General features: G+C 71.5%; 11 protein-coding genes. 7 read left to right on the top strand and 4 right to left on the bottom strand.

The features are described from left to right. From ACFV7R_RS28830 to ACFV7R_RS28850, 5 genes are all read left to right on the top strand, one after another. The coding region (locus tag ACFV7R_RS28830; protein WP_385268568.1) for an amino acid adenylation domain-containing protein at nt 1-3,851 on the top strand (3,851 nt) is incomplete at its 5' end. Nucleotides 3,852-3,937: 86 nt separating this feature from the next. Next, nucleotides 3,938-4,150 (top strand): MbtH family protein, encoded by a 213-nt coding sequence (locus ACFV7R_RS28835; protein ID WP_129796513.1) that lies wholly within the window; start codon nt 3,938-3,940, stop codon nt 4,148-4,150. Between the two features lie 92 nt (nt 4,151-4,242). Next, nucleotides 4,243-7,500: an amino acid adenylation domain-containing protein gene (locus ACFV7R_RS28840; RefSeq protein WP_385268570.1), complete on the top strand. Its 3,258-nt coding sequence runs from the start codon at nt 4,243-4,245 to the stop codon at nt 7,498-7,500. Then, entirely contained in the window at nt 7,497-8,312 is an 816-nt protein-coding gene (locus tag ACFV7R_RS28845; RefSeq protein ID WP_385268572.1) for an alpha/beta fold hydrolase, read from the top strand. Before ACFV7R_RS28840 ends, ACFV7R_RS28845 begins: the two co-directional genes overlap by 4 nt. Further along, nucleotides 8,309-9,301, top strand: a complete 993-nt coding sequence (locus ACFV7R_RS28850; protein ID WP_385268574.1) for a methyltransferase — start codon at nt 8,309-8,311, stop codon at nt 9,299-9,301. Before ACFV7R_RS28845 ends, ACFV7R_RS28850 begins: the two co-directional genes overlap by 4 nt. A 56-nt stretch (nt 9,302-9,357) precedes the next feature. Here ACFV7R_RS28850 and ACFV7R_RS28855 read toward each other — a convergent pair whose 3' ends face one another. After that, entirely contained in the window at nt 9,358-10,443 is a 1,086-nt protein-coding gene (locus ACFV7R_RS28855) for a WD40/YVTN/BNR-like repeat-containing protein (protein ID WP_385268576.1), read from the bottom strand. 204 nt (nt 10,444-10,647) lie between these two features. On the opposite strand from ACFV7R_RS28855, the gene ACFV7R_RS28860 reads away from it, so the two are divergent. After that, nucleotides 10,648-11,232, top strand: a complete 585-nt coding sequence (locus tag ACFV7R_RS28860) for a hypothetical protein (protein WP_385268578.1) — start codon at nt 10,648-10,650, stop codon at nt 11,230-11,232. A gap of 29 nt (nt 11,233-11,261) precedes the next feature. Here the strand turns inward: ACFV7R_RS28860 and ACFV7R_RS28865 are convergent, their stop codons facing one another. Continuing rightward, on the bottom strand, nt 11,262-12,953 hold the full coding sequence (locus tag ACFV7R_RS28865; RefSeq protein ID WP_385268579.1) for an acyl-CoA dehydrogenase family protein: 1,692 nt from the start codon (nt 12,951-12,953) through the stop codon (nt 11,262-11,264). Between the two features lie 75 nt (nt 12,954-13,028). On the opposite strand from ACFV7R_RS28865, the gene ACFV7R_RS28870 reads away from it, so the two are divergent. Then, nucleotides 13,029-13,793 (top strand): PaaX family transcriptional regulator C-terminal domain-containing protein, encoded by a 765-nt coding sequence (locus tag ACFV7R_RS28870; protein WP_385268581.1) that lies wholly within the window; start codon nt 13,029-13,031, stop codon nt 13,791-13,793. Between the two features lie 80 nt (nt 13,794-13,873). Here the strand turns inward: ACFV7R_RS28870 and ACFV7R_RS28875 are convergent, their stop codons facing one another. Both ACFV7R_RS28875 and ACFV7R_RS28880 read right to left on the bottom strand, forming a co-directional pair. Further along, the gene (locus ACFV7R_RS28875; protein ID WP_385268583.1) at nt 13,874-14,656 is read right to left on the bottom strand and encodes a pectate lyase; all 783 of its coding nucleotides are present in this window, start codon (nt 14,654-14,656) and stop codon (nt 13,874-13,876) included. Nucleotides 14,657-14,687: 31 nt separating this feature from the next. Next, nucleotides 14,688-15,665 (bottom strand): polysaccharide lyase family 1 protein, encoded by a 978-nt coding sequence (locus tag ACFV7R_RS28880; RefSeq protein ID WP_385268585.1) that lies wholly within the window; start codon nt 15,663-15,665, stop codon nt 14,688-14,690. Between the last annotated feature and the right edge of the window lie 93 nt (nt 15,666-15,758).

Here is a 15,758-nt window from a genome sequence, read left to right on the forward strand (position 1 = left end):
GGACCGTCTTCCCCGATGTGGACGGCCGGCCCCACCAGGACATCCGTCCGGCCGGCCAGGCGCGGCCGGTGATGGAGGCCGAGACGGTCGCCGAGGCGGAGCTGGCCGGGGCGGTGGACCGGGCGGTGCGGTACGCGTTCGACCTGGCGACCGAACTGCCCGTCCGCGCAGCCCTGTTCACCATCGATGATGCCGTGGACGAGCATGTCCTGGTCCTGGTCATCCACCACATCGCCGGGGACGGCTGGTCGATGGGCCCGCTGGCCCGCGACCTGAGCACCGCCTACACCGCACGGCGCACGGGCCGGGCCCCGGTGTGGGAGCCGTTGCCGGTCCAGTACGCCGACTACACCCTGTGGCAGCGCCAGCTCCTCGGCGACGACAACGACCCCGACAGCCTCCTCGCCACCCAGCTCGGCTACTGGCGAAAGGCCCTGGCCGGGCTGCCGGAGCGCCTTGAGCTGCCCACCGACCGCCCCTACCCGGAGCAGGCCGGATACGACGGCGCATCCCTACCGGTGCAGGTGGACGCCGAGCTGCACCGGGCCCTGACTTCCCTGGCCCGCTCCAGCCAGACCACGGTGTTCATGGTGCTGCAGGCCGCTCTGGGTGTGCTGCTGCACCGTCTCGGCGCGGGGACGGACATCCCCATCGGCACGCCGGTCGCCGGCCGCGGTGAGGAGGAACTCGACGACCTGGTCGGCTTCTTCGTCAACACCCTCGTGCTGCGCACCGACCTGTCCGGCGACCCCACCTTCACCGAACTCCTCGACCGCGTCCGCGAGACGAACCTGAGCGCCTACGCCCACCAGGACATCCCCTTCGAGAGCCTGGTCGAAGCGGTCAACCCGACCCGGTCCCTGGCCCACCACCCCCTCTTCCAGGTCACCCTGGCCTTCAACAACACGCCGCGTGCGGCACTGGAGTTCGCGGGAGCCCAGGCCTCGGTGCAACCCGCAGCCGTGAGCGCGGCGCGTACGGACCTGGCACTGAGCCTGGCCGAGCGGCAGGACGAAGACGGTTCCCCCGACGGGATCGTCGGCTCCCTCACCTACCGCACCGACCTGTTCGAGCAGGACACGGTGACCGCCCTGGTGGAGCGGCTGCTTCAGGTGCTGCGCGCCGTCACGGACGCCCCCGGCCGGCGCGTCGGTTCGGTCGACATCCTGTCCGAGAGCGAGCGGCACCGGGTGCTGGACGAGTGGAACGACACCGCCACGCCCGTTCCCTGCGCCACGGTGCCCGAGCTGTTCCAGGCCCAGGCCCACGCCACCCCGGACGCCACCGCCCTGATCACCGACGGCACCCACACCACCTACGACGACCTCAACACCCGCGCCAACCGACTGGCCCGGCTGCTGACCGAGCACGGCGTGGGCCCCGAGCACATCGTCGCCCTCGCCCTGCCCCGCTCACCGGAACTGGTGATCGCACTCCTCGCAGTACTCAAAACAGGCGCCGCCTATCTGCCCATCGACACGGCCTACCCCGTCGACCGCATCCGCTTCATGATCCAGGACGCCCACCCCACCCTCGTCCTGACCCACACCACCACCTCCACCCCCTGGCCCGAGGACACCCCCACCCTCTGCCTCGACGACCCCACCCTCCAGGCCCGGTTGGCCGGGCTCGACGCGACCGACCCCGCCACCGCACCCGACCCCGCCCACCCGGCGTACGTCATCTACACCTCGGGCTCCACCGGCACCCCCAAGGGCGTCACCGTCCCGCACCGAGCGCTGGCCAACTTCATGGAGGACATGAAGAGCCGGGTCGGTGTCCGGGAGGGTGACCGGTTCCTGTCCGTGACGACGATCGCGTTCGACATCGCCGGGCTCGAGATCTACCTGCCGCTCCTGTGCGGCGCGGTGGTCGTCCTGCCCGGAGCCACGGTGGCGAACGATCCGCTCGCCATGGTCGAGCTGATCGCCGACGCCTCGGTCACCGTCGTCCAGGCGACGCCTTCGCTGTGGCGGGAGCTGGCGGCGGCATCCGGCGCGACGGGACTGGGGCTGCGTCGTGTGCTGGTGGGCGGTGAGGCGGTCTCCGCGCCCCTGGCGGAGACCCTCCGCGGGCTCGGCCGGTCGGTGACCAATGTGTACGGCCCCACCGAGACGACCATCTGGTCGACGGCTGTCGACCTGGACCGGCCCGGTGATGGAGCTGCTCCGTCGATCGGTCGACCGATCGCGAACACGCGGGTGTACGTGCTGGACGAGGGGCTGCGGCCGGTGGCGCCGGGAGTGCCCGGTGAGCTGTACATCGCGGGGGCGGGACTGGCCCGGGGTTATCTGAACCGGCCGGGGCTGACCGCGGAGCGGTTCACCGCCGATCCGTACGGCCCAGCTGGTGCGCGCATGTATCGGACCGGTGACCGGGCGTGCTGGAACGGCGATGGCACCCTGCGCTTCCTGGGCCGCGCCGACGATCAGGTGAAGTTGCGGGGCTTCCGTATCGAACTGGGGGAAGTCGAGGCCGCGTTGATGGCGTGTCCGGGTGTCGTGAACGCCGCCGTCGTGATCCGTGAGGACCGGCCCGGGGACCACCGCCTGGTGGGGTACACGGTGGTCGAGGAGGGAGCGGTCCTCGACCAGCAGGAAGTACGGGACCGGTTGGGCCGGCGTCTGCCCGAGTACATGGTGCCCACGGCCGTTGTCGGGCTCATCGAGCTGCCGTTGACGCCCAACGGGAAGCTGGACCGCAAGGCGCTGCCCGCGCCCGACCACGCCGGCGCCACCCCCACCCGGGCCCCCAGCACCCCGCACGAGCGGATCATCGCCGGCCTCTTCGCCGAAGTCCTCGGCCTGGACGTCGCCCGGGTCGGCAGCGACGACAGCTTCTTCGCCCTCGGCGGGCACTCGCTGCTGGCCATGCGCCTGATCGGGCGGATCCGTGCCGCGCTGGGTGCGCAGTTGCGGCCCAGGGACTTCTTCGAGGCGCCCACCGTGGCCGGGCTTGCCGAGCGGCTGCGCGGGGCGGCGAAGACGCAGGGCGACGTCCTGCTGCCGCTGCACCTGGAAGGGGAACGGGCACCGATCTTCTGTGTCCATCCGGCGGGTGGACACAGCTGGGGCTACTACCACCTCAAGGACCATCTGCCGCCGGGCCACCCGCTCTACGGCCTCCAGGCCCGCACCCTGCTGCAGGGCGCGGAACCCCCGGCCACGCTCGCGGCGATGGCGGCGGACTACGTCGAACAGCTGCGCTCCGTGCAGCCCAGCGGGCCGTACCACATCGTGGGGTGGTCGTTCGGCGGCCTGGTCGCCTTCGAGATGGCCACTCAACTCCAGGAGCAGGGCGAGGAGATCGCGCTCCTGGCGCTCCTTGACGCCTTCCCGGCCGTGGCGGAGGAGGGCGACGAGGTCGTACCCCCGGACGAGGACAGCATGCTCAGGATGATCGCAGCGAATGCCGGATACGACCCGAACACCATCAGCATCGTCGGTGCCGACGAGCAGCTGACCCCGACGGCCCTGAGCGAGTTCTTCCAGCAAGTCGGCGCGGTGATGGCGAACCTGACGGCGGACGACCTTCGCACCTTTGCGCACACGCTGCGGCACAACGCCGGCATCGGCGCCGCGTTCACACCCGGTGTGTTCCGCGGCGACCTGCTCCTGCTGACCGCGGCACTGGGCCGGGACGGGGCGCAGACCGTCCCCGACAAGGGACGTCAGGCCTGGATGGCACATGTCACCGGCCGGATCGACGAGCACCGCGTCCCGTGCCGCCACGACGACATGTTGATGCCTCACATCCTGGAAGTGGTGGGGGAGGCCGTCTCCCACGCCCTGGAGCAGGGGTCGGCGAACGTGCACGAGGCCCGGCTCCGGAGCCAGAACCAGAACCCATGAACAAGCACCCATGAACAAGCACCCATGAACAAGCACCCATGAACAAGCACCCATAAGCAAGCCCCCATCCACCAAGGAGCCAGGACATGACGAACCCCTTCGAGAACCCGGACGCCGCGTACATGGTTCTCGTCAACGACGAGAACCAGCACTCGCTCTGGCCGGTCGCCGTGGACGTGCCCGCGGGCTGGACCGTCGCGCACCCCAGCGACACGCGCGAGGCATGCCTGCGCTTCATCGAGGAGAACTGGACCGACATGCGTCCGCGCAGCCTTGCGCAGCGCATGGCGAGCAACTGACCACCGGGGGAAGGCAGGCATGTCCGTGTGAACCGGCCTTCCCTCGAGGAAGGGCAGATGATGACACCCAAGGACAAGGAGATGGAAAGAGCGTGGGGTCCTTGACCGCCCGTGCCGCTGCCGGCTACGACCGTGCGCGGCACGGCATCCACAATCTGCGCCGCGCCGAGGTCATAGCCGACCCCCGGAACTACTGGGAGGCGATTTCGGAGCTTCCGCCCGTCTTCTACGACGAGGTCGGAGGGGTCTGGGTCTGCTCCGGGTATGCCGAGTCGGTCGAGATCCTCGCCAACCACCGAGCGTTCTCGTCCGCCCGCCACCACGCCCCGGCCGACCTGGCGGCGCGCGGCATGAGCAGCATCGCGCCGATCGCCGAGATGCTGTCCGCCCAGTTCCTCTTCAACGATCCGCCCGAGCACACCCGGATCAGGAACGCCCTGCGCGGCGAGTTCTCACCGGCCAGCCTGCGCCGGCACGACCCGGCCCTGCGGAAGATCGCCGACGAGGTCCTGGACACGCTGCCCGAGGCCGGCACCATCGATCTGGTACGGGACTTCGCGGAGCGGCTGCCCGAGCACCTGATGACGTATCTGCTCGGTATGACGGGCCGCGGCGCCGAACTCACCGAGTGGGCCGACTCCTACGAGCGGCTGCTCAGCAGCGTCTCCACTTTTCCCAGCCGGGCCGACCTGGAGACGATCCCGCTCCTCGACAAGGCGCTCGACGGCCTGCGCCGACTGGCCGCCGAACGCCTCGCCGCGCCGGGCGACGACCTCGTCACCACACTGGCCACGGCCCTGCGGGACGACTTCGACGCCGGACCCTCGGGCGAACCGCCCGCCGAGCTCCTCCAGCTCGTCGCCGCCAACGCGATGGTGTTGGTCGCCGGCGGCTACCAGACGCTGACGCACCTCGTCTCCACCGGGCTGCTGCTGCTCGCCGAGCACCCGGAGCAGTTGCGGCGGCTGCGGCAGGACCCCTCGCTGGTCGACTCCGCCGTGGCCGAGGTGATGCGCATCGACGGGTCGAGCCAGTACGTGGGGCGGCACGCCGTCGGCGACATCGAGATCGGCGGGGTGCAGCTGACGGCCGGGGACGGAGTCCTCATCCTGCTCGCCGCGGCGAACCTCGACCCCCGCAAGTTCACCGACCCCACCGCCTTCGACATCGCGCGCAGCGAGGGCCGCCACCTCGGGTTCGGCTCCGGCGCGCACTACTGCCTGGGCGCGCCGTTCGCCGAACGCCTGGCGCGCTGGGCGATCCTCGGCTTCATCGACCGCTACCAGGAGTTCGGGCTCTCCCCGGTGGAGTCGGACCCGGTGGAGTGGGGGCCGCACTGCAACACCCGCTCCCGGCGCCGCGCCCTGGTGCTCGTCGGCTGCACGCCCGACTCCGTGATGCAGGACGGCCCGTCGGCCGGTCTTCCGCCCGCAGCCGAAGCGGCCGAAGCGGTGCCGGTGGCGAAGACGGTCAGCGATCTCGAACGGCACCAGATCGTCGCCGAGTGGAACGAAACCGGCGCCGACGACGGTGCTGCCCGGATCTGCTGGCAGCTGCTCTTCGAAGAGCGGGCCCGACTGGCGCCGGACAGCACGGCGGTCGAGGATGAGGGCGTCGCCTACTCGTACGCGGAGATCGACGCGCTGGCCAACGGGGCCGCGCACCGGCTGCGTGACCTCGGCGTGGAGCCCGAGACGGTCGTCGCGATCAGCATGGAACGCTCCGTGCAGCTCGTCGTCGCCATCCTCGCCGTGGCCAAGGCCGGCGGCGCCTTCCTGCTTGCCGCCGCCGACTGCCCCGGCGAGCGACTGAGGACCATGCTGGAGCAGACGTCGGCGCGGCTCGTCATCGCCGACGACGCCACCGCCGCCCGGATCGCGCCCCTGGACGTCCCGGCCGACGTCGTCCTTCTGGACCCGGCAGTGCGTGCCCCGGCCCCGCCGATCACCGGCGTCGTGCCGGGCAACACCGCCTATGTCGTGTTCACCAGCGGCACCACCGGGCGGCCGAAGGCCATCGCCAACAGCCACGAGGCGCTGACGAACCTGCACATCGCCCAGCGCAAGGTGTTCCGGATCCGGCCGCAGGACCGGGTGCTGCAGTTCCTGTCGCTGAACTTCGACGGCTGCATCTCCGAGGTCGTGCTCGCCCTGCTGTGCGGGGCGACCCTCGTCGTCGCACGGTCCGCACATCTGACGCCCGGACCGCCGCTGCTGCGGCTGCTGCGCGAGAGACGGGTGAGCGCCGCCATCATGACGCCGTCGGTGTGGTCGGTGCTTCCCCACGATCCGCTGCCCGACCTGCGCATCGCGGCCTTCGCGGGCGAGCGGCTGCCCGGTGACCTGGTCGGCCGCTGGACGGCGCCGGGCCGCAGGCTGCTCAACCTCTACGGGCCCGCCGAGGCGGCGATCTGGTCCACCTGGCACGAGTGCGCGGGTGAGGACGATCCGCCGATCGGGCGTCCGGTGGCGGGCAAGCGGGTCTACGTCCTGGACGACGAACAGCGGTTGCTGCCCGTCGGCAGCCCGGGCGAGCTGTACATCGCCGGTATCGGTGTCGGCCGTTATCTCGGCCGCCCCGACCTCATGGCCGACTCGTTCGTGCCCGACCCGTTCGCGGGGCGGCCGGGACGGCTGATGTACCGGACCGGTGACCTGGGCGTCTGGCGGGAGGACGGCTCCCTGGAGTACGTGGGCCGCCGCGACCGGCAGGTAAAGATCCGGGGGCAGCGGGTCGAGCTCGACGAGGTGGAGCGCGTGTTGGAGAAAGCGCCCGGGGTCGCAGCCTGTCACGCCGTCGAGCGCGACAACAGGCTGCACGCCCTTGTCGTGCCCAGGCAGCCGGGCTCCTGGGACGAGTCGGCGGTACGCCGCTATCTCGCCGAGCGTCTGCACGGCGGCATGATCCCGGCGACGTTCACCGTCATGGACCAGCTGCCGCTCACCACGAACGGCAAGGTGGGACAGCAGCAGGAAACAGCGACACCGGGGAACGGCGCTGTCCGGGCCGTGGGCTCGGCCGGGGCCGTCGCTCCCGCACCGGTGCCCGCGGCGCGTCCCGCTCCGGTGCTCGCGGTGCCTGCCGCACCCGTACGGGGCACCGGCGGGGGGCCCACCCGCGTCACATGGGAGCTGGCCCAGCTGTTCTCGTCGTGTCTGCGCGTGCCGCAGGCCCAGGTGAAGCTGGACACCGACTTCTTCTCGGCCGGGGGCGACTCACTGGCCATGGCCGAGTTCATGGCGGCCGCAGAGGACCGCTTCGGTGTGGTGATCGACGTACAGCGACTGCTCGACGAGCCGACCCTGGCCGGACTGGTGCAGCTCGTGAGCGAGGGGCGAGAGGCACAGTGAACGACACAGCGATACAGGCCGGGCCGGAACGGGCGCGGCCGACCGTCAACACCGTGGGAGGCGGAGCGGACACTGCTGCCCGGCCCGTGGTGATCGTGCACGGCTCCATGGACCGCAGCGCCGCCTTCCGCCGGGTGACCGACCACCTTCAAGACCGTACGGTGCTCGGCTACGACCGGCGCGGCTGGGGCCAGTCCCGCTCGCTCGGCGGTGCGGACGTCGACCACCAGGTGCACGTGGACGACCTGCACGCGGTCCTGGCGGAGCTGGATACGCCGGTCGTGCTCGGCCACAGCTACGGCGCTCTGGTGGCGATGGCCGCCGCGGCCGCCGCCCCCTCGCTCGTCGCCGGGATCGTCGCCGTCGAACCCCCGGTGCGCTGGCTGCCCTGGTGGCCCGCCGACGACCCCTGGGAGCAGACCGTGCGCAGGGCCGCCGCCGAGGGCGGCCCCGAACAGGCGACCCGGGCCCTGCTCACCGAACTCCTCGGCCCGGCAAGCCGGTTGCACCTGGCGCGCGCACAGCCGTCCGACCTCGCCGCGGACGGGGTGACCCTCATCTCCGAGATGACGGACCCCACCGTCGACCTGCCGCGCTTCGACCCGCTGACGTTCCCCACCCCCACCGTGGTGGTCGCCGGATCGCGGTCGGCCCCGCACCACCGGGACGTGGCGCGCCGGCTCGCCGAGCTGCTGCCGCACGGCCGGTTCGCCGAGATCCCCGGCGCGGGCCACGCATCGCACGTCAGCCACCCGCAGGAACTGGCCCGACTTGTACAAGAGATCGACCTGATCGAGGAGCAACGCCGATGATGCCCCCAGCGCTCGAGAACACCGTCTACGGACTCATCTCCACCCCGGTACTCCACATGGCCGTCAAGCGCGGAGTGTTCGCGTGCCTCATCGAGAACGGTCCGGACACCGCGGCGGGCCTCGCCGAGCGCCTCGGCATCGACCAGGACACCCTTGAGCGCATGCTGCTCGTCCTGACGTCCCTCGGGCTCGTCGAACGCGCTGGGGGCGGGGAGTTCTCCCTGATCTCCGATGCCGTGCCGTTCCTCGACCGCGGCAACAGCCGGTATCTGGGCGGCTTCATCGAGCACCTCACGCTGGAGACCCAGGGCCGCCTCGGCCGCCTGGACACCTACCTCACCGGAGGCAAGCCGGCCACGGAGGCATCCCCCTTCGACGACGTGTACCGCGACGCCGAGTCGTTGCGGGCCTTCATGCGCGCCATGTGGGACCTCAGCTTCGGCATGTCGCAGGAGCTCGCCGCCCTCGCGGGGATGGCCGGGACGAAGCGCCTCGTCGACGTCGGCGGCGCCACCGGGCCGTTCGCCGTGGCGGCACTGCTCGCCGAACCCGCTCTGCAGGCCACCGTCTTCGACATGCCGGCGGTCGGCCCCCTGGTCGGCGAGGATGCCGAGGCACGTCCGGTGGCCGACCGCCTCGACTTCGTCGGCGGCGACTTCTTCGCGGACGAACTTCCCCACGGTGACTGCCTCGCCTTCGGGTACATCCTCTCCGACTGGGACGACGACACCTGCGTCACGCTGCTGGAGAAGGCCTACCGCGCGTGCGAGACACCCGGCCGGGTCCTCGTCATGGACCGCCTCTTCGACGACGACCGCAGCGGTCCGCTGGCCACCGCCGCGATGAACCTGGTGATGCACATCGAGATGGCCGGGCGGCACCGCACCGCCGCCGAGTTCGTCGCACTGCTGGAGCGGGCCGGCTTCGGCGACTGCGAAGTACGGCGGGGCAACGGCGAGAAGCACCTGGTCATCGGGCACAAGAAGTAACCCGCAGGCGGTCGCCGGTGGCCAGGGCCGAACCCCCGTCGTGCGACGCGTCCGGCTCATTCGAGGACCGCGGCCCGCACGCACAGCACATCCGGCAGATGCGACGCCAACTGCCGCCAGCTGTCGCCGTCGTCGGCGGAGGCGTACAACTCGCCGTTCCGGTTGCCGAAGTACACGCCCGCCGGGTCCGCGTCGTCCGTGCACAGGGCGTCGCGCAGCACCGTGCCGTAGTGGTCCTCCTGCGGCAGACCGGCGGTGAGCGGCTCCCACGTGCTGCCCGCGTCCGCCGTGCGGAAGACCCGGCAGCGCCGGCCGGCGGGTACCCGGTCCGCGTCCGCGTTGATCGGGAACACGTACGCGGTGTCGCCGCGGTGGGGATGCGCGGCCGCGGCGAAACCGAACGTCGAGGGCAGGCCCTTGCCGATGTCGGTCCAGTGCGCACCGGCGTCGTCGCTGCGGTACACCCCCCAGTGGTTCTGCAGGTACAGCCGGTCCGGCGTCGACGCGTCCTGCGCGATCTTGTGCACGCACTGACCGAACTCCGGGCCGGGATCCGGCAGGAACACGGCGGAGACCCCGGAGTTGGACGGTGTCCAGCTGGCGCCGCCGTCCTTCGTACGGAACACCCCCGCCGTCGACACGGCGACCGTGACCGCCTGCGGATCGCGTCGGTCGGTGATCACGGTGTGCAGGCCCTCTCCGCCGCCGCCCGGCACCCACTTCGATCGCGTGGGGTGCTCCCACAGCGGACGGACGAGGTCGAAGTGCTCCCCGCGGTCCTCGGAGCGGTACAGCGCGGCCGGTTCCGTGCCCGCGTAGACCACGCCCGGCTCCGCGGCCGCCGGGTGCAGCTGCCACACCCGCTCCAGCGAAGCGCCCGTTTCCTTCGGGAACTTGACGGCCGGCTGGGCCGGTTCGGTCCACGTCCGGCCCAGGTCGTCGGAGTGGAACACCGACGGCCCCCAGTGCGCGCTGTCACCGCCCGCCAGTAGCCGCGGGGTGGCGCCGCGGGTGTCGATGGCGAGCGAGTACACGGCCTGTGCGTTGAAGTAGGGACTCTCGTCGAACTCCCAGGCGCCACCGCGCCGGCGCCCGATGAACAGGCCCTTGCGGGTGCCCACGGCGAGCAGTACCTCGGTCATTGCCGATCACCTCCGCGACGTCCTTGTCTCAGATACCGGCCAGTCTGCACCCCGGCACTGACAGTCCCCTCCCGGCATCGCTTCGTCGCAGGTCAGCGGGGTGTCGCCGGTCACTGCGCAGTCGCGCGCTGAGCATCGGCGAGCCGTTCGCCGTATGGGAGGGCGGTCGGTGATGTTCGTGCGCTCACAAGGAGGAAGCCTTCGATGGCGTTCCGTTGTCCGAAGGTGTGGCTGTGGCGCTGGCGGCGCAACCCGCTCAAGCGACGTGCCGACACGGTGGAGGCCTGGGTTCTGCTCGGCGCCGGGATGCTCACCGTCCTCGGCGGGGTGCTCGCCGGTCTGACGGTGGCTCGGTCCGTGGAACAGGAGCTCGCTCGTGAGCGTGCCGAGTGGCGGCCCGTGGCGGCGAGCCTGACCAAGGACGTCCCCGGAGCGTCGCGCGCGGCGGGCGGCGCGTCGAACGGTGAGCGGGTGTGGGCCGAGGTGCGCTGGACGGCGCCGGACGGTTCCTCGCGCACCGGCCAGGCCCGGGTCCGCCCCGGCAGCTCCGTCGGCACGCCGGTCACCGTGTGGACGGACCGCCGGGGCCGCCTGGTGACCGCGCCCGCCTCCGAGTCCCAGGCCCGGGTGCGGGCCTCGCTGACCGGCGGCCTCGCGGGTCTGAGCGCCGCCGTGGTGCCGTTGGCCGGCGGGCGCGCCCTGCTCGCCCGCCTGGAACGCCGCCGCCTGGACCAATGGGACCTCGACTGGGCGCGGTTCGATCCGCTGTGGGGGCGCAGGGCGGGCTGACGGGGCGGCGACGCGCCCCGCCGGCACGCTCAGTCCCCGCCGGGCAGCGCCCTGTTCAGGATCGCGTCGATGCCGGCCGCGTCGGGAAGCGTGCCGAACGCATGCCCCCAGTCGCCGCCGAGCCGTGTGGCGCAGAACGCGTCGGCGACCGCGGGCGGGGCGTACCGCACCAGCAGCGAGGCCTGCAGGGTGAGCGCCATCAGCTCCACGAGCCGCCGCGCACCGGTCGGCGAGGCCGTGGCCAGCCCCTGCTCCAGGCGGGACACGGCCGCGTCCAGCCGTGTGTCCGCGCCCTGCGCCAGGGCGAGCTCGTCGAACAGCGCCTGAGCGGTACCCGGCTCGCGGCTCAACGCCCGTAGCACATCGAGGGCGTTGACGTTCCCCGAGCCCTCCCAGATCGACAGCAGGGGCGCCTCACGGTAGTGGCGGGGCATGCCCGAGTCCTCCACATAGCCGTTGCCGCCCAGGCACTCCAGGGCCTCCGCGGTGAAGGCCGGTCCCCGCTTGGTCACCCAGTACTTGCCGACGGCGGTCGCGATCCGGCGGAACGCCGCCTCGCCCCTCTCCGCGCCCTCCCCGCGCACCGTCCGGTCGGCCGCACCGGCCAGCCGTAGCGTGAGCGTCGTGGCGGCCTCGGACTCCAGCGCGAGGTCGGCCAGGACGTTGCGCATCAGCGGCTGGTCGATCAGCCGCGCCCCGAACGCGCTGCGGTGCCGTACATGGTGGCCCGCCTCGACGAGTGTCTTGCGCATCAGCGTCGCCGAGGACATCACGCAGTCCAGCCGCGTGCAGTTGACCATCTCGATGATCGTCTTGACGCCTCGGCCCTCGGGCCCCACCAGCCAGGCCACGGTCCCGTCGAACTCGGGCTCGGAGGAGGCGTTCGAGCGGTTGCCCAGCTTGTCCTTCAGACGCTGGATGCGGAAGGTGTTGCGGCTGCCGTCGGGCAGGACGCGCGGCACGAAGAAGCAGGACAGGCCGCCCGGAGCCTGGGCCAGCACCAGGAAGACGTCGCACATGGGCGCCGAGGTGAACCACTTGTGCCCGCGCAGCGTGTACACGCCGGGCTCGGCGGTCGGCGTGGCCGTCGTCGTGTTCGTACGGACGTCGGAGCCGCCCTGCTTCTCGGTCATCCCCATCCCCGCGAGCAGACCGCGCTTCTCGGTCGGCACGCGCAGACCCGGGTCGTACTCCCGGCTGGTCAGCAGGGGTTCGTAGGCCTTCGCGAGCTCGGGCTGCCGACGCAGCACGGGGACGGCGGCGTACGTCATCGACGTCGGACAGCCGTGCCCCGCCTCGGTGTGTCCCCACACCATCCCGCCCGCGGTCCGGGCGACATGCGCTCCGGGCCGCTCGTCCGCCCAGGGCGCCCCCGCCAGCCCCTCGGCGACCGCGACCCGCATCAGGTGGTGCCAGCTCGGGTGGAACTCGACCTCGTCGACGCGGTGGCCGTACCGGTCGTGCGTGCGCAGCTCGGGCTCGTAGCGGTTGGCCTGCTCGCCCCACTCCTGCGCCTCGGCACTCCCGGCCCGCCGGCCGAGCCGCCGGATGTCCTCCTCGGCCCACGCCGCGCCCTCGCGGCGCAGCCCTTCGAGCAGGGCCGTGTCCTCGGACGCGTCATAGGGGGTCAGGGGAGGTGGCTGGTTGGTGACGTCGTGCGTCGCGGATCCCGGGTGCTGCTGCTCCTGCGCCGGTGTCGAGTGCGCCAGTGTCGAGGCCATACGCCGAGTGTTGCACTCCGGCTACAGCCGCAGCAATCCTGCAACATGAAAATCCACCGCGTACAGTACGTGGCCATGCGGGCGAACGTGACAGCGCAGCAGGTCGGCGGGGTCGAGCTGCGCCCGCTGTCCGCGAGGTCGGTCGTTCTCAGTCTGCTGCTGGGCTCGCACCCGCCCGAGCTGCCGGTGCGGGACCTCGTGCGCGGTGTGCAGCCGTTCGGCGTCGGCGGGTCCACGGTGCGGGCCGCGCTCAGCCGGATGGTGACCGCCGGTGATCTGCGGCGCGCGGGCGGCGTCTACCGGCTCAGCGAACGTCTGCTGGAGCGGCAACGCCGGCAGGACGAGGCCGTACACCCGCGCACGCGCGCGTGGGACGGCGACTGGGAGATGGTCGTGATCACCGCGACCGGGCGCGGAGCCGCGGAACGCGCCGACCTGCGCAGCCGGTTGACCGCCCTCCGGCTCGCCGAACTCCGCGAGGGTGTCTGGCTGCGGCCCGCCAACCTGCGCCGGTCTCTGCCGGACGACCTGGACCAGGTGGCCCAGCGCTACACGGCCCGTCCGGACGACCGCCCACCGCGCGAACTGGCCGCGAACCTCTGGCCGCTCGATGCCTGGTCCGCCACCGCCCGGGCCCTGCTCGCCCATGCCGCCGGGGCGGACCGCCCGGCCGACCGCTTCACCGCCTTCGCGGCCGTCGTACGCCATCTGCTCGCCGACCCCGTTCTGCCTCCCGAACTCCTCCCCGCCGACTGGCCGGGCACCGAGTTGCGCACCGTGTACGCGGACTACCAACGGGAGGTCACCGAGGCGGTACGCGCGCGTGGCCGCCGGGAATGACGCGGCGGCCGTCCGAAGCGCCGTGGGGGGACGCTTCGGACGGCCGCCTTCACCGTGGGGGGACTACCTGCCGGGTGGGGCTACCTGTAGGTGATGTCCGAGCTGGAGTACAGGCAGTTCGTACTGTCCGGGCCCGTGCCCACGGCGGTGTTGTTGTTGTACTTCTGGCAGGGGATGACCTTGCGGCCGGCGTCGTTGAGGATCGTGATGCCCCGCAGCGTCGCCACGTCGTTGCGGTTGACGTTGATGCCGACCAGGCGCGCGGTGGATCCGGTGCCGGTGACCTCGATGTTGCTGAGGTTGACCTTGCGCGTGTACTGCGTGGAGCAGTCACCGCACGAGCGGTACAGCGTCTTGAACTCCTGCACGGCGAAGTTGGAGATGTTCACCGTGCCGGGCCCGTTGTGCTGGAAGACCTTGTCGGCGGCCTTCTTGGCGCCACCGCCGATCACGTTGTAGGTGGAGCCGCCACGGAAGGTCGCGGCGTCCTCGCCGACATCCGCCCACCACACGTTCTGCAGGGTGCAGTTGCCCTCGCAGTGGATGCCGTCGGCGCCGGGCGCGCCGATGATGACGTTCTTCAGCGTCGCGCCGGGCGCGAGCTTGAAGATCGGGTCCTGGCCCTCCTCCTGGCCGTCACCGGCCAGGTCACCGGTGCCGTAGAACTGCTTCATGCCGTAGTCCTTGGTGCCGGACACGGAGATGGTGGAGGACGTCCCCTGGCTGCCGTTGGGTGTCGGCCAGGTGGCGGCGCTCGCCGGCGACACGCCGAGTGTCGTGATCATGACAGACGAGAGGCCGAGCGCGGCCAGCCCGCCGGTCAGTGCGCGCCGGCGGGCGCGGGGCTTTGCTGGTGAAGTCATGTCCCGATGCCTTCTTCCAGTTGGGGGGGGGTCAGATCTTTCCGGCGCCCGCGCCGGACGTCACCGAGGCGACGACGCCGGCCGCGGACTCCGCGGTGTAGCTGTAGGGCGGCGTGGTGAAGGTGCCGACCCGGGAGATCTCGGTCGCGGCCCCGCCGAGATCGTTGCCGCGCAGGTTCGCGTAGCCGTCCACGTCACTGCTGCGGTTCGTGGTCACAGCGGTCTTCGTGTCGCGGAAGACGTTGTTCTCCACGAGCATCTGGGCGCCCATGCGCGAGTGGCAGGCGGTGTCCGCGCCGGCCACGTAGTTGTTGTAGAAGTGCCCGGTGCCGAAGCGCAGGCTGGGGATGCGCGAGTAGACGTTGCTGAAGTGGTTGTGGTGGTACGTCACCTTCAGGTGCCCGGTGTCCTCGGACGCGTTGTTGTCGCTGTGGCCGACGAGTGAGCCCTTGAAGTGGTCCTTGAAGGTGTTCCAGGACACGGTGACGTCGTCCGAGCCGTGGTTGATGTCCAGCAGACCGTCGTAGTGGTCCTTGTCGTGCTCGCGGTCCGCCGAGAAGGAGTTGTGGTCGATCCACACCTTCGTCGACGCCTGGACGGTGATGCCGTCTGCGGGCGCGACCGGCTTGCTGATGTTCAGGTTGCGGACGACGACGTTGGAGACCTCCTTCAGGCGTAGTCCGCCACCGGTGAATCCCGACGACGAGCCGACGCCCAGGACGGTCGTGTTGGACCCGATGTCGACCTGACCGCTCAACGAGATCAGCCCGTTGACCCGGACGATCTTCGCCGTGTTGCCGGACACGGCCGACCTGAAGGCGTCGAGCGTCGAGACGGTCACCGCCGTGGCGCTGCCGCCGCCGGTCGCCCCGGCGCCGAACCCGATCGGTGAGCTCTCGGCCGCCCCGGCCGGCTGCGGGAGGGTGACGACGGCCGCCGTGGCGAGGGCCGCCGCGGCCGCCACCAGGGCAGATCTTTGCGCGGGTGTACGTGGGGGGACTGTGCGCATGGTGCGTCCCTTCGGGAGGGCTTGTTCGGTCCTGTACGTGAATGACGTACGCCATGGTGAACGCCTCGCGCGGGCAGGGTGGCGATTCCGGCC

The organism is Streptomyces sp. NPDC059866 (assembly GCF_042731325.1).
In the GTDB taxonomy this organism is placed as follows: Bacteria; Actinomycetota; Actinomycetes; order Streptomycetales; family Streptomycetaceae; genus Streptomyces; species Streptomyces flavusporus.

What these genes read in the sequence shown, in the direction of transcription:
- ACFV7R_RS28835 (WP_129796513.1), top strand. Translation starts at nt 3,938, where the DNA reads ATGACGAACCCCTTCGAGAACCCGGACGCCGCGTACATGGTTCTCGTC.
- ACFV7R_RS28850 (WP_385268574.1), top strand. Translation starts at nt 8,309, where the DNA reads ATGATGCCCCCAGCGCTCGAGAACACCGTCTACGGACTCATCTCCACC.
- ACFV7R_RS28855 (WP_385268576.1), bottom strand. Translation starts at nt 10,443, where the DNA reads ATGACCGAGGTACTGCTCGCCGTGGGCACCCGCAAGGGCCTGTTCATC.
- ACFV7R_RS28860 (WP_385268578.1), top strand. Translation starts at nt 10,648, where the DNA reads ATGGCGTTCCGTTGTCCGAAGGTGTGGCTGTGGCGCTGGCGGCGCAAC.
- ACFV7R_RS28865 (WP_385268579.1), bottom strand. Translation starts at nt 12,953, where the DNA reads ATGGCCTCGACACTGGCGCACTCGACACCGGCGCAGGAGCAGCAGCAC.
- ACFV7R_RS28870 (WP_385268581.1), top strand. Translation starts at nt 13,029, where the DNA reads ATGCGGGCGAACGTGACAGCGCAGCAGGTCGGCGGGGTCGAGCTGCGC.
- ACFV7R_RS28875 (WP_385268583.1), bottom strand. Translation starts at nt 14,656, where the DNA reads ATGACTTCACCAGCAAAGCCCCGCGCCCGCCGGCGCGCACTGACCGGC.
- ACFV7R_RS28880 (WP_385268585.1), bottom strand. Translation starts at nt 15,665, where the DNA reads ATGCGCACAGTCCCCCCACGTACACCCGCGCAAAGATCTGCCCTGGTG.